We start from the raw sequence: 18915 nt of genomic DNA on the forward strand, positions 1-18915 counted from the left end.
CCGCTGTCCTGCGAGGCTTGGCGCATGCCGTCAGCCGCCGCCGTGCCGCGCAGCCGTCCGGACCGCGCCCTGATCGGTGCGGGCATCGGGCTGGCGGGGGTGCTCGCCACGCAGCTCGCCGTCCGCGCGGCCCCCGGCTACCTGCCCGGCCGGGCCGGCGTGTTGCCCGGGGTGCTGGTGTGGTGGGTCCTCGGGGTCGCGACGGCCGCGTCACTGGTGCGGTCGGCGAACCGGCGGGCCGCCGCCGGCATGCTGCTGGCCGGGATCCTCGCCGTGCACGCGGTCGCGGCGACCGGACCGCCCCAGCTCTCCGACGACCTGTACCGCTACGCCTGGGACGGCCGGGTGCAGGCCGCCGGCATCGACCCCTACCGCTACGGCCCGCTGGACCCGCACCTGACCGGGCTGCGCGACCAGTGGCTGTTCCCCGATGCCGCCGGCTGCGCGGCGATCGAGCGGGGCCCGCACTGCATCCGCCTCAACTACCCGCGGGCGCACACCATCTACCCGCCGGTGGCGCAGGCGTACTTCACCGCCGTGCACTACCTGCCCGGCCCGCCGCGGGAGCACAAGCTCCAGCTCTACGGCTCGCTGCTGTCGCTGGCGCTGACCGGCCTGCTGATGCGGATGCTCACCACCCGCGGGCGGGACCCCCGGTACGCGGCGTTCTACGCGCTGTCGCCTCTCGCCGGCCTGGAGGTCGGCTCGGACGCGCACGTCGACGTCCTCGGGGCCCTGCTCGCGATGGCCGGCCTCGCCGTGCTCACCCGCCGCTCCGTCCGCCCGTCGGCGGCACCGTCGACCCCGTCGCAGCCGACCCCGTCGCAGCCGGCGTCGCCGTCACGGCGGCGGGCGGCGGCGGCCGGGGCGCTGCTCGGCGCCGCGGTGGCGGTGAAGCTGTACCCGGCGCTGCTGCTGCCGGCCGCCGCCCGGCGTCGCCCGGCGGCGCTGGTCGGTGCCGCGGCCGGGGTCGTCGGGCTGGCGTACCTGCCGCACCTGCTCGCCGTCGGCACCGGCGTGCTCGGGTTCCTCCCGCAGTACCTCGACGTCGAGGGTTACGGCCAGGGCGCGCGGTTCCTGCTGCTCGCCGGCGTGCTGCACCTCGGCGGGTCGGCGGCGAAGGCGGTCGCGGTGGCGGTGCTCGCGGCGGTGACGGTGGCCGTGTGGCGGACCGACCCCGGCCGGGTACCCCCCGAACGGGCGGCGCTGTGGCTGGTGGGCGCGGCGTTCCTCGTCGCCACGCCGGTGCAGCCCTGGTACGGCGTGCTGCTGGCGGCGCTCGCCGTCGTCGCCGGGCGGCTGGAGTGGCTCGCCGTGGCGGCCGCCGCCCATCCCGTCTATGTCTCCCTGTTCACCGATCTACCCGGCGATGCCTGGACCCTGCGGGTGGCCTCCTACGCGGTGGCCGCCGCCGTCGTCCTCGCCGTGACCGGCCTGCGCCACCGGCTCGCCGGCGCCGGCCCGCGGGTGCACCGGGACGCGGAACCGAACTGGCCCGCGCTGCCGCTGGATTCTGGAGTGACGGCTCCAAAGAGGTAGGGTTCGTCGATGAGCCCACCCGTCCCCGGCGGCGCCGGCGGCCAGGACGGTCGCCGGATCACCCGCAAGGGCCAGGCCACCCGGGCGCGGATCGTCGAGGCCGCCGCCGGGCTGATGTACGCGCAGGGCGTCGCCGGCACCAGCACCGAGGATGTCCGCGTCGCCGCCTCGGTGAGCAGCTCGCAGCTCTATCACTACTTCGCGGACAAGAACGCGCTGGTCCGCGCCGTGGTCGCCTACCAGACCGAGGCCGTGCTGGCCTTCCAGCAGCCCCTGTTCAGCCGGCTGGACAGCCTGGCGGGGCTGGCGGCCTGGGCGGACACGCTCGTCGACTTCCACCTCGGTCGGCACCTGCGCGGCGGCTGCCCGCTGGGGTCGCTCGCCAGCGAGCTCGCCGATGTGGATCCGGTCGCCCGCGAGGCCCTGGCGGCGGCGTTCGCCCGCTGGGAGGCGGCCATCCGCCAGGGACTGGCGGCCATGCATGCCCGGGGCGAGCTGCGCAGCGAGGCGGACCCGGAGCGCCTCGCCCTCACCCTGCTCGCCGCGGTGCAGGGTGGCCTGCTGCTCGCCCAGACCCGCCGCGAGGTGGCGCCGCTGCGGATCGCCCTCGACACCGTGCTGGACCACATCCGCTCCCTCGTTTCCGACGTCGTCCGTCCGTATCCGGTCGGGTCGGCCTCGGTCGTGGTGACCTCCGGCGTCCCGGTTCGGGTCGAACGGCACTGACCTGGGCGTTGTTCATGCCGGAGGCTGGAAACCGCCAACAGCCGAACACGACTGCGCATAGGCGCGCAGGGCGGAGGAGGAGCAATGGCCGGTGTGCGGTTTCCCCGTCACAAGCCCGTCACGGTGCCCCGCGAGATGACCATCGTCGAGGCGGCCCGGTGGATGGACGTGCAGGGAGTGGGATCACTGCTGGTCATGGACGGCGAGGACCTCGTCGGGATCGTCACCGATCGGGACCTGGCGCTGCGGTCGCTGCGGCGGCGCATCCCCTTCGACGGCCGGGTCGAAGCCGTGATGACCCGCGGCGTCGTCACCCTGGACGTGGACGCCGACCCCGCCGACGTGGTCCGCATGTTCCGCGAGCACACCGTCCGGCGGCTGCCGCTCACCGACAACGGCCGGGTGGTCGGCCTGATCGCGCTCGACGACGTCGTCGCGGCCCCGGCGTCGGCCGCGGTGCCGGCCGGTCGGGCCACCGGTGGCTCCGGGGCGGACGCGGCCGCGGCAGCCGCCCCGGCCGGCCGGGGGTCCACCGCCGAGCTCGCCGACCTGCCGGGGCTGGCCGATCTCGCCGCGGCGGTGGCCGCCGAGACCCCGCGTTCCTCGCACGAGGGCGGGCTGCCCGGCCCGAAGACCGTCACCTGGCTACCCGAGCCCCGGCTCGGCCGCTGGCGAGCATCCGTCGGCGATCGGCTGGTCGTGGCGCCGCCGAACCCCGACCGGCCGCCGTGCGGCGGGGAGATCCTGGAGGTCCACTCGCCCGCCGGCGACCCGCCCTACCTGGTCCGATGGGGCGACGGCGGTCATGCCACCTTCGTCTACCCGGGTCCGGACGCCGAGGTGGAACACCGGCGCAGCAGCACCGGCCCGGTGGCGCCGGTCTGATGGCCGCGGTCGTCGGCCGCGGCTGGCCGGTTGGCCGGTGACGGTGGTCGCGGGGCTGGTGACGGTGGGCCACCGACCCGCGATCGACCCGCGGTGATCCGCCAGGCGGCGGGGAACGAGGATGGGCCTGGTCCGCGCAGGAGCACGGGCTACGACGAGGGGGAGAGATCATGCGCGCGCTTCAGATCACCAAGTACCAGTCGGCGCCCGAACTCGTCGAGCTGCCCGACCCCGTTCCGGGGCCAGGCCAGGTGCGGCTGCGGGTGGCCGCCGCCGGCGCCTGCCACAGTGACCTGCACCTGATGGAATGGCCGGCGGAGCAGATGGTCGGGCAGGGCCTGCGCCTGCCGTTCACCCTCGGCCACGAGTCCGCCGGCTGGGTCGACGCCGTGGGCCCCGGGGTCAGCGCGGTACGGGTGGGTGACGCCTGCGCCGTCTACGGGCCCTGGGGCTGCGGGCACTGCCGAGCGTGTGCCCGCGGCGCCGAACAGTACTGCGAGGTCACCCACGGGATGGGTGGCCCGGGCCTCGGTGGGGACGGCGGTATGGCCGAGTACCTGCTCGTCGACGACGTGCGCCACCTCGTCCCGCTCGGCGACCTCGACCCGGTGGCCGCCGCGCCGCTCACCGACGCCGGGCTCACCCCGTATCACGCGATCCGCAAGGCCCTGCCGCTGCTCGGGCCGGGCTCGACCGCGGTGGTGATCGGGGCCGGCGGCCTCGGCCACCTTGGCATCCAGATCCTTCGGGCGATCACCCCGGCCCGCGTCGTGGCCGTCGACGTCGCCCCGGGCAAGCTCGTCCAGGCGCTGGAGCTCGGCGCGCACGCGGCGGTGCCGGCGGGCGAGGACGCGGCCGCCGCGATCCGGGCGCAGACCGCCGGCGGCCTGGGCGCGCAGGCCGTGTTCGACATGGTCGGCAGTGACGCGACGATGGCCACCGCCGCGGCTGCCGTCGGGGCCGAGGGACGGGTCACCGTCGTGGGCCTGGCCGGCGGGGCTCTGCCGTTCCGGTTCGGGACGGTGCCGTTCGACGTTGACGTCTCGCTGCCGTACTGGGGCACCCGCGGCGAACTGTTCGAGGTCCTCGACCTCGCCCGCGCCGGTCTGATCCGGGCCCACGTCGAGACCGTCCCGCTGGCCGACATGCCGGCCGCCTATGACCGCCTGCGCGCGGGCGAGATCTCCGGCCGCGTCGTCATGGTCCCCACGACCTGATGCGGGCGACGACAAAAGGAATCGAAGGACAGCGCGGGTCTTCCTAAACTCTGCCGGGTGCAGATTGATGGTCGCGTGGTGGCCCGGTACGAGGTGGCCGACGAGGACCGCGGCTGTGGAAGCCGGGCATCGGTGACCTCGTCCGGCTTCGGACCTGGGACATCTTCGCCCGGTTCCTGCCTGGGCGCGGCAATCTCGTCGATGTCGGCGGCGGGCCGGGAACGCACGCCGCGCACCTTGCCGAGCAGGGTTATGACGTTCTTCTGGTCGACGTCAATCCCAGTTGACCTATCAAGCCTGACCAGGCGTTCCCTCACGTCGGTCAACCAGCGGAGCGAGGTCGACCCTGGCAGGCCGCTCGAGCCTCCTCCGAGTCCGTGGGGGCAACAACCTCATCGCGCGCCTGGATGGGATGCGAAGGGCCCCTCTCGTACCACGCGGTGATCTACCCGGCGGCGCCGATGAGGGTAAGCCTGGGCCTGGTCTACTGTGGAGAGGGGAAGAGCACTCTTCGACGCGAGGACCTGTCTGGGAGGTTGGTGTCGAGGATGAGTGGTATGCCATCCGGCGGGCCGCCCCCGGGCTCGCGGTACGACGACGTGCGTCCCTACGCGGTCGCGAACTCTTTGGACGAACTGGAGGGTCCGACATCGGGAGTGGTGGTTCTGGACCGGTGGCTGGACTGGTCGGGCTCAGCTCGGTACGACCTGACGAACCCCGGCCGTCTCGCACGGATGTACGAGACGGTGCTCCGGGAGGCGTCCAGGACTGCGGATCTGTCCCGCTGGCTGGGACCGACGCGCGGACTTCCCAGCCGCCGTCGACGCGGTCATCGTGGCCTAGCGGGCAGACGGTCTCGAGGTCGCGACCGAACTCCGGACCGAGCTGATCGCGCGGCTCCACGTGACCGACCCGAGCAAGCCTGACGAGGTCCACCGGGTGGAACTGGTCGCCAACTGGCGGATCCGGGCTTCGACCGCGGCCATTTCGCCGCCATGCTCGGGCAGATCGCCCGGCTCGACGATGCCGACGACTTCGCCCCCTACGGGGTGACCCCCACCTACGTCGCTGATCTACGCGAACGCGTCGTCGCCTGGCGTATCGAACTCCTTGAGAAATGACCATTGAGCGCCTGCTGGGAAGTGGTGAAGCCTGGTCCGACTTCGACCGCCACCTCAGCACCGGCCTCAGCCAGGACCCGGCCCGCAGGTTCGATGGCGGATTCTGGGCGTACTTCCACCGTCCCGACGAGCTGCGCGTGGAGCTCGACCTCGCCGGCTTCCGCGACGTCCGGCTGACCGAAGCCGAACCCTCGATGCTCGGAACGAGTGCGCACATCGTGGGCGTCAGGGTCGTCGGTGACGTCGGGCTGGCCACCGACGGCGCTGGCGCGGTTCCGCGGAACCGTCGGGACCGGGCCAGGCTCTCGCGGTGGCAGGTCGTGCCGTGGGGCAGGGTTCCACAGGCGCGAAGATCATCCAGGTCGGAGACGGGGCGCAGTGCTGTACGGAATGTACGGTCTGCGGGCCCAGGCCGTGCAGAACGCACCGCAATGCGGCCGCGGTGGCCTCACCGCGATCACCGTCCTGCGCGACAGGAACGGGCCACCACGGAGCGCCCACACACCAACCCCTGACGCTTCACAAGTAAAGACAGGCCCTGACGGGCTCCCGCTCGGTCCGGCGCAGGTGAGTGCACCTGTGGGTGGGGTGACGGGCCGGGCGATCCGGACGCGGGGCGTCCGTTCTGCGTAGTCATGGGTACCCCGTGCGGTGACGAAGGTTGCGGGGGTGGACAATCCACTCACGGTAGGTCGTCGATCGGACCGCGCAGGGGATGAGTGGATGATGGATGAAATGCCCGGGTGGGCCGCGGGTGTCGACGTCGATCGGCCGAGCGCCGCGCGGATGTACGACTACGCGCTCGGTGGCTCGCACAACTTCGCCGCGGACCGCGAGGCCACCCAGGCGGTGATCGCGGCGTTCCCGGACGGGCCGCTGGTGGCGCGGTCGAACCGGCTGTTCCTGCACCGGGCGGTCCGCTTCCTCGCCGCCGAGGCGGGGATCACCCAGTTCCTCGACCTCGGCTCGGGCGTGCCGACCGTCGGCAACGTGCACGAGGTCGCCCAGGGGGTCAACCCGCAGGCGCGGGTCGTCTACGTGGACATCGACCCGGTGGCCGTCGTCCACTCACGGATGCTGCTCGCCGACAACCCGCTGGCCGCGGTGCTGCAGGCGGACATCCGTGAGCCGGCCTCCATCCTCGGATCGAGCGAGGTCACGAGGTTGCTCGACCTCTCTCGGCCGGTCGCGGTGCTGATGGTCACCGTGCTGCACTTCGTCGCCGACGGGGACGACCCGGCCGGGATCATCGGGGCCTTCCGGGCGGCGACGGTGCCCGGCAGCTACCTGGCGGTGTCCCACGTGACCGCCGACGAGCGGGCCGAGCAGGTGCACGGCGCGGGCAAGGTGTACGAGTCGACGCCGACCGGGGTCACCCCGCGATCCCGGGCCACGATCGCCGGCCTGCTCGCCGGCTACGACCTGGTCGAGCCGGGGCTGGTCTACCTGCCGTCCTGGCGGCCGGACGAGGCGCACGGCGGGCTCGACCCGCTGGCGGCCGACCCGAGCCGGGCCGTGGCGCTGGCCGCCGTCGGCCGTCGATAGTCCATCCGACAGGCGTGGAGAACAGGTACCTGTCCCCGGCTGCCCGCAGGCGCGGGGTGGCGCGTTTCGCGCAGGTCTGGGCGCGTGCCATCGTCGGTGCGAGCTACCCGGCCACCGGTCTGCTCGCCGTCGAGGAGCGGCTGCTCGGCCTGACCGAACGGCTCGTCGACGCCCTGCTCGACGAGCCGTTGGCTGACGAGCCGTTGGCTGACGAGCCCTTCGGCGTGGAGCCGCTCGCCGGGGAACCGGCCGCGGTCGGGGCCGCCGTCGCGGACTACACCTACGGCGCCGCGGACGCACTGGCCGCCACGATCCGTGTCTGCGGCGCCCAGCTGCTCGCCGAGCTGGGCCTCGACGCGGACGACGAGCTCACCGGCCGCGTCGCCGCCCTGCAGGGAGCCCTGGCCCACGGATACACCCGCGCCCTGCGCGAGCGGATCCTCGCCGGTCAGGACTCGATCCACCGCGCCGCCCACCAGGCCACCGATGCCCGGTTCCAGATGATCTTCAACGGGGCGGCGATCGGGATCGTGCTCGCCGACGCCGCCGGACGGATCGTCGATGCCAACGATGCCTTCCTGCGGATGCTCGACGTCGCCCCGCACCGCGTGCGCGGCCGGGGGCTGCACGAGTTCGCCCATCCCGAGGACGCCGCCGGCCTGCGCGACGCCCACGCCGCTCAGCGCCTCACCGGACCGGCGCACCTGCGCACGGAGCTGCGCTTCGCCGGGTCTGCCGGCGACCCGGTGCGGGCGGAGCTGACCACGTCCTGCCTGCGCCGGGCCGACGGGCGCGGCGAGGTCCAGCTCTCGATGATCGTGAATGTCACCGAGCGCCACCGGTTACAGAGCCAGTTGCGCCAGCAGGCCCGCCACGACCCGCTGACCGGGCTGCCCAACCGGACGGTGCTCGTCGAACGAGTCACCGAGCTGATGGCCGCGGAGCCGGACCGGCGCCTCGGGCTGTGCTTCATCGACCTCGACGGATTCAAGGCGGTCAACGACAGCCTCGGGCACGACGCCGGTGACCGGCTGCTCGTCGCGGTCGCCGGGCGGATCACCGGCGCGCTGCCCGCGGGTCAACTCCTGGTCCGGATGGGCGGGGATGAGTTCGTCATCCTCCTCGCCGACACGTCCGGCATCGACGACGTCACCGCCACCGCCCGGGCCGTGCTCGCGGCGCTGGCGGAGCCCGTCCGGGTCGGCGACCAGGCGTTGTCGATCGGCGCCAGCATGGGTCTGGTCGAGCGACCCGTGGCCGACGGCGACCTCGCCGACCTGCTGCGCGCCGCCGACATCACCCTCTATCAGGCCAAGGACGCCGGAAGGGGGCGGTGGGCCGTCTTCGACGCGGAGCGCAACGCCCGCCAGGTGACCCGGCACACCCTGTCGACCATGCTGCCCGGCGCCGTCGAGCGGGATCAGTTCATCGTCGTCTATCAGCCGATCGTCACCCTCGGCGAGCAGTCCGGGGCTGATGGGTCTGACGGGGCTGATGGGGCTGATGGGTTGATGATCGGGGTGGAGGCGCTGGTCCGCTGGCGGCATCCCCGGTTCGGGCTGCTCAGCCCGGAGGCGTTCATCGGCCTGGCCGAGGAGACGGGCCAGATCGTTCCGCTGGGTCGCCGGGTGCTCGAGCTGGCCTGCCGGCAGGCGGCCCGCTGGCGCGAGCTGCGCTCGGACGGCCCGGGCGCGCCGTACGTCAGCGTGAACCTCGCCGCCCGCCAGACCCGCGAGGCCGACCTGGTCGACCAGGTCGCGCGGATCCTCGACGAGACCGGACTGCCGGCGGAGCTGCTTCAGCTCGAACTCACGGAGAGTGCGATGATGGGCACGGCCGGCGAGCCGATGCGGGCCCTGGACAGCCTCGCCGCGATGGGTGTGCGGATCGCCATCGACGACTTCGGCACCGGTTTCTCCAACCTCGCCTACCTGCGCCGGCTGCCGGTGCACACCCTCAAGCTCGCCGGGCCGTTCGTCGACGGCTTCGGCTCCGCTCGCCAGCACGATCCGGATGGCGAGAAGATCGTGCGGATGCTCGTCGAGCTCGCCCATTCGCTGCGCCTGACGGTGACGGCCGAGGGTGTCGAGACCGCCGCCCAGGCGGAGCGGTTGTGTCAGGTCGAGTGCGACAGCGCCCAGGGCTACCTGTTCGCGCCGCCGCTACCGCCCGATGAGATCACCCGCCGGCTGCGTGCCGGGTCCTCGACCGTCTCGATGCTGCCCACGCCTCGGGCGATCGGGGCCCCCACCTCCCGTTTTGTCTCGTGAGCACATGCTCTTGACGTGGCATGTGGCCGCCCTAACATCGTTTACTACGTAAACGGCGCATTGCGGGGCCGATGCCGGCGGGTGCGGCCCGACAGGGAGGGTCATATGCCCCAGGTCGCGGCGATGCTCGGCGAGCCGTCCCAGCATCCGGCGGACCGGCTGGCCGTCGTGATGGCTGACGGCAGCGCGCAGCTCACCTTCGGTGAGCTGGAACGTCGCAGCCGGCAGGTCGCGCACCTGCTCGCGGGCTACGGTCTGCGCCCCGGCGACCACGTGGCGATCCTGCTGCCGAACCGGCCCGAGTACTTCGAGGTCTCCTGGGGCGCGCAGCGCAGCGGCCTGTACTGGACGCCGGTCAACTGGCACCTCACCGCCGAGGAGACCGCCCACATCGTCGACGACTGCGGGGCACGGGTGCTGTTCACCTCCGCCGAGCTGGCCCCGATCGTCAAGCGGGTCCGGGAGTCCGCCGCCCGGCTGGAGCACATCGTCATGATCGATGCCGGGCCGGCCGAGCTCGCCGAGGGCATCCTCGACCACCGCACCGCCCTCGCCGGCCAGCCGGATGGCGAGCCCGCCGGCCAGGTCGAGGGCATCTACATGTTCTACTCGTCGGGCACGACGGGCCGCCCCAAGGGCATCGAGCCGGCGTTGCCGCTCGACCCGTTCGGCACCGGCCTGGCCATCGACCGCGCGATGGTCGGCTCGTTCGGATTCGGCCCCGACAGCGTCTACCTGTGCCCGGCGCCGCTCTACCATGCGGCGCCGACGGGCTGGAGCACCGCGACCCAGCGCCTCGGCGGCACGGTCGTCCTCATGGAGCGCTTCGATCCGGTCGAGGCGTTGCGGGCGATCGAGCGCTACCGGGTCACCCACGTCCAGGTCGTGCCGACGATGTTCGTCCGCCTGCTCAAGCTGCCCGCCGCGCAGCGCACCGCCTTCGACCTGTCCAGCCTGCGCCTGGTCGTGCACGCCGCCGCGCCCTGCCCGCCGGAGGTCAAGCAGCAGGTGATCGACTGGCTCGGGCCGATCGTCTTCGAGTACTACGCCGGTAGCGAGGGCGGCGGCATGTGCGCGCTGACCTCGCAGGAGTGGCTCACCCACCGCGGCTCGGTGGGGCGGCCCGTCATCGGGGTCGTGCACATCGTCGGCGAGGACGGCGCGGAGCTGCCCGTGGGCGAGATCGGCCGGGTCTACTTCGACAGCCCGACCCGGATGGAGTACCACAACGACCCGGAGAAGACCGCCGCCGCCTACAACGACCGTGGCTGGCTCACCCTCGGCGACCTCGGCCACCTCGACGCCGACGGCTACCTCTACCTGGCCGATCGCCGAACCGACCTGGTCATCTCCGGTGGGGTCAACCTCTATCCGCAGGAGATCGAGAACGTGCTGATCCTGCACCCCGCCGTCGCCGACGTCGCGGTGATCGGCGTGCCGGACGCGGAGATGGGGCAGCGGCTGCTCGCCGTGGTCCAACCGACCGCCGAGGCGGTCGTCGGGGCGGAGCTCGCGGCCGAGCTGCAGGCGTTCGGCCGCGAGCGGCTCGCCGGCTTCAAGGTGCCGCGCACGGTCGAGTTCGTCGAGGAGCTGCCGCGGCTGCCCACCGGCAAGCTGCAGCGCATCCGGCTGCGCGAGCGCTACGCCGGCTGAGGGGCGCCCCTCAGCCGTGGTCGGCGCCCAGGCGCGCCCGGTTGCCGGCCATCACCTCGACCCGGCGCTGCTCGATCTCGCCGAACGCCGGCGGGGTCTCGATCGTGCCGCGCGCCTCGGCGGCGCTCGCCGGGCCGGTGTAGGTGGCGATGCCGTCGGCGTAGACCTTCTTCAGCCCGCGCATCATCCGCGGGTCGACCTCGCCCACGGACGCGGCCACCGCCAGCGCCCGATCGCGCAGCTCCCCGTGCGGCACGACCTCGGTGACCAGCCCCATGCGCAGCGCTTCGGCGGCGTCGACGAGCGCGCCGGTCATCGACATCCGCCGGGCGTTGCCGACGCCGACGAACAACGGCAGGTGCGCGGTCAGCCCGCCGCCGGGCAGCACCCCGACGCGCACGTGCGTGTCGGCGAACACGGCGCGCTCGGAGGCGATGAGGAAGTCGCAGCCCAGCGCGATCTCCAGGCCGCCGGTGAACGCCGGCCCGTTGACGGCGCCGATGACCGGGGTCCGCATCCGCGCGACCTGGCCGACGCAGTTGGTGCCCTCGAACTGGTCGAAGTACTTCTTGCCATCCCGCGCGGCCTCCTTGAGGTCGACGCCGGCGCAGAACGCCGGGTCCGCGCCGGTCAGGACGACCACGTGCACGTCCGGGTCCTCGTCCGCGGCGACTAACGCCGAATACAGCGCGGTGACGAGCCCGCCGCCGAGCGCGTTGCGGGCCTGGGGCCGGTTCAGGGTGATCAGGCGCGTGGTGCCGAGCGTCTCGGCGATCAGGATCTCACTCATTCGAGGAGTATTTCCCAGCGGTGTCGCAGCCGCGACCCTTCCCACCTGCGGTGCTGCCGGTGGCGGCGGTGGCCGCCGCGACAGGCGACCGCGCGGGTGTCCGTGGGAGGGTAGCGTCGCCCGCATGGACCGTGGCGGTCGCCTGGTCGGCATCTACACCGCGGCCGGCCGCGGCGCGGCGATGCGGGCCCGCTCCCGGGTGCGGGTGATCGAGGGCCAGGGCCTGGACGGTGACCGCTACGCGGCGGGCACCGGGACCTACTCCGCGTGGGGCGGTTCCGGGCGGGCGGTGACGCTGATCGCCCGGGAGGCGATCCGTGCCGTGGTCGACGACGGTCGGGTCACGCTCGCCGAACACGAGACGCGGCGCAACCTGGTGACCGAGGGGATCGACCTGCCGGATCTGATCGGCAGGGCGTTCCGCGTCGGGGATGTGGTGCTGTACGGCGCGCGGCCGTGCCCGCCGTGCGGCTATCTCGAACGCCTGCTCGACCGCCCGGGCCTGTGGCGGGCCCTCGCCGAGCGGGGCGGCCTGCGGGCGGACGTCATGCGCGGAGGCACGGTCGAGCTCGGCGCCGCCATCGTCCCGCTGTTCACCGGCTGAACAGCCCGGATCAGTCGTCGATGCCGGGGACGCCGGGAAGTCGGTGCCGGGCAGTCGGGGAGGCGACAGGACCGAAACCTACAGCGTCGTGTTCGTCGCGGAGCGAGACCGTAGGCTGAGGCGGTGTCGTCTTCGCGTGCTTCCGGCGCTTTGAGATCGCGGGCCGTCCCGCCGTCCGGCCGTGCGCGGCCCGCCGGGCGGCCCGGGCGGCTCCTCGCGGGTGGCCTTGTGCTCGGGTGTGCCGTCGGGTTCGGGGCGGTTGCGGCGGGGTGCTCCTCCGACGGGTCCGGCGCGGCGGCGGACGTCCGGATCACCGGCTGCGAGCGCGACCCCGACAACCACCGGGCGGTGGTGACGGGCGAGGTGAACAACGGCTCGTCCAAGCGGTCGAACTACGTCATCCAGGTCGACGTCAAGGCCAACGACAGCAAGATCGAAAGCGGGTTGGCGTCGCTGTTCAAGGTGGACTCCGGCGCCCGCAAGACGTTCACGGTCCGGCCGGTGGGCGCGGACGTCCCCAGCGACACCAAGCTGACCTGCACCGTCGCCCACGTCGGGCGGATCGCCGCCGAATAGCGGCCGGACGGGCCGCGGTGGCGCGGGCCGAAGGGCCGAGCCGGGGCGCCGGCAATCGCTTGTCCCCGGGTACCAAGGCGGCATACACAGGGATCGGCGCTGGACCAGCGTCACCAGCAGCGAGCAGTCGCTGGCCCGGGTGATCCGTGGAGGATGCCGATGTCCGACTCCGAGCGTGTGTCCGTCCAGCGGCGGGTGCCGGCCGCCGCGAGCGAGATCTTCGCGCTCATCACGGATCCGCACGGCCATGTGCGCATCGACGGCTCCGGGATGCTCGTCGCCCCGGTCGACGCTAAGCGCCTCGAGCAGGTCGGCGACACCTTCGAGATGGACATGGACCGCGAGCCGCTCGGCGACGTCCCCCTCGGCCGCTACAAGGTGATCAACACGGTCACCAGGTTCAGCCGGGACGCGCAGCTCGAATGGGGCGTCGCGGGGGTCGGCATGCCGAACGTCGGTCACGTCTACGGCTACCTGCTCGACCCCGTCGACGCGACCACCACCGACGTGACGTCCTACTGCGACTGGAGTGGGTCGCCCGAGCGGTGGAAGGCCCGGATCACCTGGCCGGTCGTCCCGGTGGCGTCCCTGGAGAAGTCGCTGGAGAACCTGGCCCGCGTCGTCGCGGCGTCGGCCGGCTGACCCCCGGCGCCGCGCGGTCAGGACCGGGCGATGTCGGCTGACCGGTGGTCGAGGCGGTCCGGTGCGGGCGCGGCCGGGGCGGGGCGGCGGGCAGGCGGCGTGGGCCGGTCGGGCCGCCGGACGGCTGGTACGCACCCCGACCCGGCTGGTCGCGGCCCGGCTGGTCAAGGTCGAGCCGATCACTGCCCGGCTGGTCAAGGTCGGGCCGGTCGCGCAGCAGGCCGACCCGGGCGGCGACCCCGAGGCTGTACAGCAGGGAGCGCACCCGGGAGTCGATCTCGTCCCGGATCGGCCGGACGTCCTCGAGGGGCTTCTCCGCCGGGTCGTCGAGCTCCCAGGTGAGGTACCGGGTGTGCGGGTAGATCGGGACGGTGTCGCCACAGCCCATGGTGATGACGACCGACGCGGCGCGCACGGCGTCGTCGGTGAGCCGGGTCGGGCAGGCTCCGGACAGGTCGATGCCGACCTCGGCCATGGCCGCGACCACCGGCAGATGCAGGGTCGCCGCGGGCGCGGGGCCGGCGGAGCGGGCCTGAACCCGGCCGCGGCCGTGCTGGTCGAGCAGCGCGGCACCCATCTGTGAGCGTCCCGCGTTGTGCACGCACACGAACAGCACCTCGGGCGGGCGCTGCATGGGCACCATGGGCTGGGCGGGTCGCAGCGGGGCGGTGTCGACGGACAACGAGTCGACGGACAACGAGTCGACGGACAACGAGTCGACGGGCGTCGAATTGATGGACGTCGAATTGATGGACATCGAGTCGGACGGCGAGCGCCCGGTCATCGGGGCCACGGCGTCAGAAGATGCGGGGCGCGCCAGGAACGGCGCCGCCGATCGGACCAGCGGAACCCCCCGCAGGCTGACCCGACGGTGACGGCGCCCCTGCCGCCGGCCGCATGGACGGGTGTCTCGCCCGGTGCTGACCCGCGCTGCCCGAAGGCGTCCGCGCGCTGTCGCCGGTCCGTGGTGTCCACGCATGAATTTCAGGCATTCATCCCATCTTACAGGGACGTGCCGGGCTGTCATGGGTGAAACCCGCAGCAGCGGCGGAGACCGGCCGACGACCGCGCCGGCCGGTCTCAGCCGAGACCGTCGAGCAGCGCGGGGAGATCGGCGAACGAGTCGATGACGTGGTCGGGACGCCCGGAGGCCGCCGCGAGGGTGTCGGACCGGAACTTGCCGGTGCGGACCAGCACCCCGGTCAGTCCATGGCGGGCGGCCGCGAGCACGTCGTGCTCGACGTCATCGCCGATCATGACCGCCNCCGCGGGCCGCGAACCGAGCGCGCGCAGCGCGGTGGCGAAGAACTCCGCCGCCGGCTTGCCGACGACGACCGCCGGCCGGCCGAGCGCCTGCTCCAGACCGTGCAGGTAGGCGCCGGTGTCAAGCTGGAGGCCGCCGCTGGTGCGCCAGAACAGGTTGCGGTGCAGCGCGACAAGGGGCACGCCGTCCGTCGCCCAGGCGAAGACCTGGTTGATCGCCTCGTAGCTGAACTCCGGCCCGGCACCGCCCAGCACGATGACATCCGGCCGTTCGCCGGGCACGCTGAGCGCCACCCCCTCGAGATCGGCGCGGATGTCCCCGCTGGTGAGCACGTGGCAGCGGGCGGCCGGGTGGTGCTGGCGCAGGTAGGACGCGGCCATGGCGGGCGCGGTGAACACCTCGCCGGGGTCGACCGTGAAGCCCGCGGCCGCGAGCGTCGCCGCGATCGACGCCCGGTCGCGGGAGGTGGTGTTCGTGACGAACGCGACGCCGAGCCCCACCGCCCGCAGCCGGTCCAGCGCCTGGGGCGCGCCGGGCAGCGCCTGCCAGGACACCGTCAGCACGCCGTCGATGTCGATGAGCACGGTCCGGATGCGCTCCATGCCGCCGAGACGCTACCGAGTCCGCCGCCCCCGCCGGCCGGCGGGGGCGGCGCGCACCGGTCCGGTCAGCTCGGCCGCCGGGAATGTGCGGTCATCGGCAGCCCGTCCCGCGGGCGCAGCGTGACCAGCGGATGGGGGACGACATCGAGGCCGGGCACGGGCCGCAGCGACCGGTGCCGGGCGATCGCGGCGAGCGCCAGCGCCCCCTCGGCCAGCGCGAACGTGTTGCCGATGCACTGGCGGGGACCGCCACCGAACGGGAAGTAGGCGAACCGTGGACGCTCGGGCACCGCCTCGGTGTCGGTGTCGGTGTCGGTTGTCGCCGCGCAGGGGCGCAGCCAGCGGGTCGGATCGAACCGGTCCGGGTCCGGCCACCAGCGCTCGTCGCGGTGCACCACCCACTGGCTGAACAGCAGCGTGGAACCGGCCGGCAGCAGGTGCCCGCCGACCTCGCGGTCCTCGGTGAGGTGCCGGCCCATCGCCCAGACCGGCGGGTAGAGCCGCATGGCTTCCTGCAGCACCGCCTGGGTGTACTCCAACCGGGGCAGATCGTCGATCGTCGGGGGCCGCCCGCCCAGCACCGTGTCGAGCTCGGCCTGCAACGCCCGCTCGGCCTGTGGGTCGGCGCCGAGGAGATGGAACGTCCAGGACAGCGCGTTTGCCGTGGTCTCGTGCCCAGCGAGCAGCAGCGTCAACGCCTCGTCGCGGACCTGGGTGTCGTCCATCCGCGCACCGGTCTCGGCGTCCTGGGTGAACAGCAGCAGGGAGAGCAGGTCGTCGCCGGTGGCGCCGGCCGCCCGCCGCCGGGCGATCAGGCCGTAGACCATGCGGTCGAGGGCGTCGCGGGAGGCCCGCCGGCGGCGGGAGGCGGGCAGCGGCAGCCGCTCGGCGGCGGTGAAGCCGGGCAGGACGCGGCGACCCGCCGCCGGCATGTTCTCGTGCAGCGCGGTGCGGACGACCTCGATCAGGGCGTCGTCGAGCGGCACGTCGAACAGGGTGCGCGCGACGATCTCCAGCGTCATCTCGGACATCTCGGCGTGGACGTCGAGGCGCTGGCCGTCGCGCCAACGGCGGGCGGTGGAGTCGGCGATCGCGGCGAACGCCGCGCCGTAGCCGGCGATCCGCTGGCGGTGGAACAGCGGCTGCATGAGCCGCCGGTTCGTGCGGTGGGTCTGCCCGGAGCTGGTCAACAGCCCCCGGCCAAGCAGGAGCGACAGCGGTTGGACGACCGTCAGGCGCCCGCCGCGACCGCGCCGCGCCGCCCCCTTGGCGTAGGCACGGTGGCCGCCGACCAGGGCGTCGGCGATCGCCTCCGGGTCGCTGACCAGGTAGGCCGACACGGGCCAGGCGGCGAGATGCACCACCGGGCCGTAGGCGCGGCGCAGGTCGAGGAACCGGGTGAGGGGATCGGACCGCATCCGGCGCAGGGCCGCCAGCCCATTGCCGGCCGGCCCGGGCACCTCCGCCGCCGGGCGTGGTGCCACCCGCACAGCCGGATGCTCAGTTGACACGGTCACTTCGCTACCTCCTCGGACGTCCCGACCCTCGTCAGGGTGGCCCGCCGGGATGCGAGGCAGATGTGAGCGGGACGTCACCTCGGCCGGGGGCGGGCCGGCGTGGCCACAGCCGGCGTCGCCACCGCCGGGGTGGCGGCGGCCGCGTCGGTGATTGCCGCGTCGGTGATCGGGGCCGCATGTGCCTCGGCGATGCCGGCGGCGGCGAGCCGGTCGAGGGTCCGGGCCAGGACCGCGGTGTCCTCCAGGGTCCTGACCTCGGTGATCTTCCCCCAGCGCATCCGCATGAACTGCATAACGACGTTGTCGTAGCGGGAGCCGTCCGGCAGGCCGGCGTCGACCGTGACGCGGGTGGCGATGCGGGTCGACCAGGGCCATCCGGCGACGAGCACGTCGTCGACCTGGAAGGTCGTGCCGGGCAGCAGCCGCTCGGTGCGTTGCCACCACAGCCGTAGCGCGGCCGCGGTGTGGCGCTCGCCGGACAGCGCGTGTTCCCCGTAGAAGCGGTAGGTGAACGTCGGCGCCATTCCGGCGATCATCGACTCCCAGTCGCCGGCGCTGATGGCGGCGAAGGCGGCGCGCACCCTGCCCGCCACGATGCGGTGGTACATCGGCCCTCCTGCTTTCGCTGGACCTGCGGGTCCCGGCGGTGGCGCCGGCCGCGGCGAGATCCACGCTAGCGGCAGTAAGTTCAATAGTGCAACCCGCTAGGCTCGGGTCATTGGTCGATATCCTTGTCGTAGAATGGAGGCATGTCCCGCTACCGACTTTGTCCGACTGTCGAACAGGCGGCTGTGCTGGAGGACCATTGCGGGCATGCGCGGTACGTGTGGAACCTCGCCGCGGAGCAACAGTCGTCGTGGAATCTGCGCCGCGGCCCGGCCCCCGGCTACAATGAGCAGTCGCGCCAGTTGACCGAGGCGCGTCGGGAGAATCCGTGGCTGGCGGCTGGTTCGCATATTGTCCAGCAGTAGGCGTTGCGGGATTTCGCCACGGCCATGGCGAATTTTTCCGGGGTTCGCATCGTAGGCCGTCGTGGCGGAAACGTGGCCGGTCGGAGGGTTTCCGGATTGTCGCGGTGAAACCCGCGGATGTGCGTACCCTGAACCGCCGCTGGTCCGAGGTCCGGATCCCGAAGGTGGGCTGGGTGCGGTTCCGCCGGTCCCGGACGGTCCCGGATGCACGTTCCTACCGGGTGACGCGGGACCGGGCGGGCCGCTGGCATGTCGCGTTCGCGGTCGTGCCCGATCCGATCCCGGCGCCGGGTACCGGCACGATTGTCGGGGCGGACCGGGGCGTGACCGTGTCGGCCGCGCTGAGCAGCGGGGAGTCGCTGCACTGTCCCGGGTTGCGGCCCGGGGAACAGGCTCGGCTGGTCCGCCTGCAACGCCGGCTCGTGAAAGCGAAACGTGGATCGAACCGGCGGGCCCGGCTCCGCGCGCGGATCGCCCGGGTGAAGGCCCGGGAGGTCGACCGGCGCAAGGACTGGGTCGAGAAGACCAGCACCGGTCTTGCCCGCCGGTACGACCTGATCCGGGTCGAGGCTCTGCCGGTCGGGACCATGACCCGCTCGGCGCGGGGCACCGTCGCCGCGCCGGGGCGGAACGTGCGGCAGAAAGCCGGGCTGAACCGGAGCATTCTCGCCCACGGCTGGGGGCTGCTGGTCCGGCGGTTGGAACAGAAAGCCCCCGGCCGGGTCGAGAAAATCAATCCTGCGTACACGTCGCAGACCTGTAACACCTGCGGGACCCGGGATCGGGAGGCGCGTGAGAACCAAGCCGTCTTCCGCTGTCGGGCCTGCGGATGTCAGGCGAACGCCGACGTGAACGCGGCACGGAACATCGCCCTGGGGCATCAGTGGGCAACCACGTGGGTGACTGCGCGGGGAGGCGACGCCAATGGGCGGCCTGTGAACCGCGAACCTCAACACTGCGCGCCCCCTCCGGTGGATGTGTAGAAGTTGGAAT

Annotated in this window: 16 protein-coding genes and 2 pseudogenes; 12 read left to right on the forward strand and 6 right to left on the reverse strand. The window is 73.1% G+C overall.

Annotation, left to right across the window (positions count from 1 at the left end; all coding sequences use genetic code 11):
- The first annotated feature begins 24 nt into the window (after positions 1 to 24).
- The 8 genes from FF36_RS20735 to FF36_RS20765 all read left to right on the forward strand — a co-directional run bounded on the left by FF36_RS20735 (position 25) and on the right by FF36_RS20765 (position 10956).
- On the forward strand, positions 25 to 1539 hold the full coding sequence (locus FF36_RS20735; RefSeq protein WP_044886796.1) for a glycosyltransferase 87 family protein: 1515 nt from the start codon (positions 25 to 27) through the stop codon (positions 1537 to 1539).
- 9 nt (positions 1540 to 1548) lie between these two features.
- Complete coding sequence (locus FF36_RS20740; protein ID WP_044886797.1) at positions 1549 to 2265, forward strand: TetR/AcrR family transcriptional regulator; 717 nt, start codon at positions 1549 to 1551, stop codon at positions 2263 to 2265.
- 84 nt (positions 2266 to 2349) lie between these two features.
- Positions 2350 to 3150: a DUF1918 domain-containing protein gene (locus FF36_RS40070; protein ID WP_044886798.1), complete on the forward strand. Its 801-nt coding sequence runs from the start codon at positions 2350 to 2352 to the stop codon at positions 3148 to 3150.
- A 170-nt stretch (positions 3151 to 3320) separates the two neighbouring features.
- Positions 3321 to 4367: an NAD(P)-dependent alcohol dehydrogenase gene (locus tag FF36_RS20750; protein ID WP_044886799.1), complete on the forward strand. Its 1047-nt coding sequence runs from the start codon at positions 3321 to 3323 to the stop codon at positions 4365 to 4367.
- 995 nt (positions 4368 to 5362) lie between these two features.
- A complete protein-coding gene (locus tag FF36_RS40075) occupies positions 5363 to 5488 on the forward strand; it encodes a hypothetical protein (RefSeq protein WP_255355687.1) in 126 nt (41 codons plus the stop codon).
- A 723-nt stretch (positions 5489 to 6211) separates the two neighbouring features.
- Entirely contained in the window at positions 6212 to 7033 is an 822-nt protein-coding gene (locus FF36_RS20755) for an SAM-dependent methyltransferase (protein ID WP_236705660.1), read from the forward strand.
- 56 nt (positions 7034 to 7089) lie between these two features.
- Complete coding sequence (locus tag FF36_RS20760; protein ID WP_242422675.1) at positions 7090 to 9303, forward strand: putative bifunctional diguanylate cyclase/phosphodiesterase; 2214 nt, start codon at positions 7090 to 7092, stop codon at positions 9301 to 9303.
- A 105-nt stretch (positions 9304 to 9408) separates the two neighbouring features.
- Positions 9409 to 10956 carry an acyl-CoA synthetase gene (locus FF36_RS20765; RefSeq protein WP_082122097.1) on the forward strand — a complete coding sequence of 516 codons (1548 nt, stop codon included), beginning with the start codon at positions 9409 to 9411 and terminating at the stop codon, positions 10954 to 10956.
- 10 nt (positions 10957 to 10966) lie between these two features.
- Here the strand turns inward: FF36_RS20765 and FF36_RS20770 are convergent, their stop codons facing one another.
- On the reverse strand, positions 10967 to 11746 hold the full coding sequence (locus FF36_RS20770; RefSeq protein WP_044886802.1) for an enoyl-CoA hydratase: 780 nt from the start codon (positions 11744 to 11746) through the stop codon (positions 10967 to 10969).
- Between the two features lie 124 nt (positions 11747 to 11870).
- On the opposite strand from FF36_RS20770, the gene FF36_RS20775 reads away from it, so the two are divergent.
- The 3 genes from FF36_RS20775 (at position 11871) to FF36_RS20785 (ending at position 13568) form a co-directional block, all read left to right on the forward strand.
- A complete protein-coding gene (locus FF36_RS20775) occupies positions 11871 to 12350 on the forward strand; it encodes an MOSC domain-containing protein (protein WP_044886803.1) in 480 nt (159 codons plus the stop codon).
- Positions 12351 to 12578: 228 nt separating this feature from the next.
- A complete protein-coding gene (locus FF36_RS20780) occupies positions 12579 to 12926 on the forward strand; it encodes a hypothetical protein (RefSeq protein ID WP_044886804.1) in 348 nt (115 codons plus the stop codon).
- A gap of 159 nt (positions 12927 to 13085) precedes the next feature.
- Positions 13086 to 13568 carry an SRPBCC family protein gene (locus FF36_RS20785; RefSeq protein ID WP_044886805.1) on the forward strand — a complete coding sequence of 161 codons (483 nt, stop codon included), beginning with the start codon at positions 13086 to 13088 and terminating at the stop codon, positions 13566 to 13568.
- On the opposite strand, the gene FF36_RS41520 is transcribed toward FF36_RS20785, so the two are convergent.
- The 5 genes and pseudogenes from FF36_RS41520 to FF36_RS20810 all read right to left on the reverse strand — a co-directional run bounded on the left by FF36_RS41520 (position 13486) and on the right by FF36_RS20810 (position 17559).
- The gene (locus tag FF36_RS41520) at positions 13486 to 14352 is read right to left on the reverse strand and encodes an arsenate reductase ArsC (protein ID WP_313954298.1); all 867 of its coding nucleotides are present in this window, start codon (positions 14350 to 14352) and stop codon (positions 13486 to 13488) included. The genes FF36_RS20785 and FF36_RS41520 overlap by 83 nt on opposite strands.
- A gap of 296 nt (positions 14353 to 14648) precedes the next feature.
- Positions 14649 to 14832: HAD hydrolase-like protein (locus FF36_RS38580; protein WP_242422677.1), on the reverse strand; the 184-nt coding region annotated here is incomplete at its 5' end.
- 1 nt (position 14833) lies between these two features.
- Positions 14834 to 15434, reverse strand: a pseudogene (locus tag FF36_RS20800) (HAD-IIA family hydrolase); the annotation flags it as partial.
- A gap of 65 nt (positions 15435 to 15499) precedes the next feature.
- Positions 15500 to 16951 carry a cytochrome P450 gene (locus FF36_RS20805; protein WP_044886808.1) on the reverse strand — a complete coding sequence of 484 codons (1452 nt, stop codon included), beginning with the start codon at positions 16949 to 16951 and terminating at the stop codon, positions 15500 to 15502.
- Positions 16952 to 17025: 74 nt separating this feature from the next.
- Positions 17026 to 17559 carry a nuclear transport factor 2 family protein gene (locus tag FF36_RS20810; RefSeq protein WP_044886809.1) on the reverse strand — a complete coding sequence of 178 codons (534 nt, stop codon included), beginning with the start codon at positions 17557 to 17559 and terminating at the stop codon, positions 17026 to 17028.
- Between the two features lie 141 nt (positions 17560 to 17700).
- On the opposite strand from FF36_RS20810, the pseudogene FF36_RS20815 reads away from it, so the two are divergent.
- Positions 17701 to 18905: pseudogene (locus FF36_RS20815) on the forward strand (RNA-guided endonuclease InsQ/TnpB family protein).
- Positions 18906 to 18915: the final 10 nt, after the last annotated feature.

The organism is Frankia torreyi (assembly GCF_000948395.1).
GTDB lineage: Bacteria > Actinomycetota > Actinomycetes > Frankiales > Frankiaceae > Frankia > Frankia torreyi.

Coding starts and splice junctions, on each gene's coding strand:
- FF36_RS20735 (WP_044886796.1), top strand. CDS start 25: ATGCCGTCAGCCGCCGCCGTGCCGCGCAGCCGTCCGGACCGCGCCCTG.
- FF36_RS20740 (WP_044886797.1), top strand. CDS start 1,549: ATGAGCCCACCCGTCCCCGGCGGCGCCGGCGGCCAGGACGGTCGCCGG.
- FF36_RS40070 (WP_044886798.1), top strand. CDS start 2,350: ATGGCCGGTGTGCGGTTTCCCCGTCACAAGCCCGTCACGGTGCCCCGC.
- FF36_RS20750 (WP_044886799.1), top strand. CDS start 3,321: ATGCGCGCGCTTCAGATCACCAAGTACCAGTCGGCGCCCGAACTCGTC.
- FF36_RS40075 (WP_255355687.1), top strand. CDS start 5,363: ATGCTCGGGCAGATCGCCCGGCTCGACGATGCCGACGACTTCGCCCCC.
- FF36_RS20755 (WP_236705660.1), top strand. CDS start 6,212: ATGATGGATGAAATGCCCGGGTGGGCCGCGGGTGTCGACGTCGATCGG.
- FF36_RS20765 (WP_082122097.1), top strand. CDS start 9,409: ATGCCCCAGGTCGCGGCGATGCTCGGCGAGCCGTCCCAGCATCCGGCG.
- FF36_RS20770 (WP_044886802.1), bottom strand. CDS start 11,746: ATGAGTGAGATCCTGATCGCCGAGACGCTCGGCACCACGCGCCTGATC.
- FF36_RS20775 (WP_044886803.1), top strand. CDS start 11,871: ATGGACCGTGGCGGTCGCCTGGTCGGCATCTACACCGCGGCCGGCCGC.
- FF36_RS20785 (WP_044886805.1), top strand. CDS start 13,086: ATGTCCGACTCCGAGCGTGTGTCCGTCCAGCGGCGGGTGCCGGCCGCC.
- FF36_RS41520 (WP_313954298.1), bottom strand. CDS start 14,352: ATGACCGGGCGCTCGCCGTCCGACTCGATGTCCATCAATTCGACGTCC.
- FF36_RS20810 (WP_044886809.1), bottom strand. CDS start 17,559: ATGTACCACCGCATCGTGGCGGGCAGGGTGCGCGCCGCCTTCGCCGCC.